This is a genomic window from Streptomyces sp. NPDC004838, assembly GCF_053600955.1.
The window spans coordinates 1-1,379 of record NZ_JBSGAW010000079.1 but is presented as its reverse complement, the minus strand read 5'-3'; the positions used below and the strand labels follow the sequence as shown (position 1 = coordinate 1,379).

1 protein-coding gene is annotated in these 1,379 nt (G+C 66.0%); it reads right to left on the bottom strand.

The features are described from left to right. Window positions 1-38: 38 nt before the first annotated feature. The gene (locus ACWEFL_RS36100) at window positions 39-1,331 is read right to left on the bottom strand and encodes an IS256 family transposase (protein ID WP_451721355.1); all 1,293 of its coding nucleotides are present in this window, start codon (window positions 1,329-1,331) and stop codon (window positions 39-41) included. Between the last annotated feature and the right edge of the window lie 48 nt (window positions 1,332-1,379).

Genomic DNA, 1,379 nt, shown 5'->3' with positions numbered 1-1,379 from the left:
GGGTCTGTCAATCGAATGGTGTAACGAGGTGGTTGGGGTTACTGGCGGGCTGCGGAGAGGCGGCCGTCGAAGGTGATGTCGAAGGCGTTCAAGGCGGTCTTCCAGCGCATGGTCCAGCGGGCCTGCCCCCGGCCGGTGGGGTCGAGCGACATGATCGCCATGTAGACGCACTTCAGGGCGGCAGTCTCGTTCGGGAAGTGCCCGCGGGCCTTGACCGCCCGCCGGATCCTGGCGTTCACGGACTCGATCGCGTTGGTGGTGCAGACGATGCGGCGGATCTCGGTGTCGAAGCGGAGGAACGGGGTGAACTCCTCCCATGCGTTCTCCCAGAGCCGGACGATCGCCGGATACTTCTTGCCCCAGGCGTCGGCAAACTCAGCGAACCGCTCGAGGGCGGCCTCCTCGGTCGCGGCCGTGTAGACGGGCTTGAGGACACGCGCGATCTTGTCCCAGTCCTGGCGGGCGGCATAGCGGAAGGAGTTCCGCAGCAGGTGGACCACGCAGGTTTGCACGATCGTCCTGGGCCAGACGGTCCCGACTGCGTCCGGCAGGCCCTTCAGGCCGTCGCAGACCAGCATGAGGACGTCGTCCACTCCGCGGTTCTTAATCTCGGTGAGGATGTGCATCCAGTGTTTGGCGCCTTCGCCGCCGTCTCCGGCCCACAGCCCCAGGATGTCGCGCCGGCCCTCGGTGGTGACGGCCAGGGCCACGTAGACGGGCCTGTTGGCCACGGCGCCGTCGCGGATCTTCACGTGGATGGCGTCGATGAAGATCACCGGATAGACCGGGTCGAGCGGGCGGTTCTGCCATTCGGCCATGCCGTCCATGACCTTGTCGGTGATGGTCGAGATCGTCTGGCGGGAGACTTCGGCGCCATAGACCTCGGCCAGGTGGGCCTGGACTTCACCGGTCGTCAGGCCCTTCGCGGACAGCGAGATCACCATCTCGTCGACGCCGGACAGGCGCTTCTGCCGCTTCTTGACGATCTTCGGCTCGAAGGAGCCGTCACGGTCGCGGGGCACGGATATCTCCACCGGGCCGACATCCGTCAGGACGGTCTTACCTCGTGTTCCGTTGCGGGAGTTGCCACCGTTCTTCCCGGCCGGATCGTGCTTGTCATAGCCGAGGTGGTCGGTGATCTCGCCCTCCAGGGCGGACTCCAGCAGCCGCTTCGTCAGTTGCTGCAGCAGCCCGCCCTCACCGGTCAGCTGCACGCCCTCGGCCTGGGCCCGGCCCACCAGCTCGTCGATCAGCCGGTCGTCCACCGCCTTCACAGGCTGCGGCTCAGCCGGCTCGACGGACTCGGCCTCGGTCACGTTCTCACTGGTCATCGATGCATCTTCCTTGATCGGGAGTTACACCGAATGATTTACAGTCCC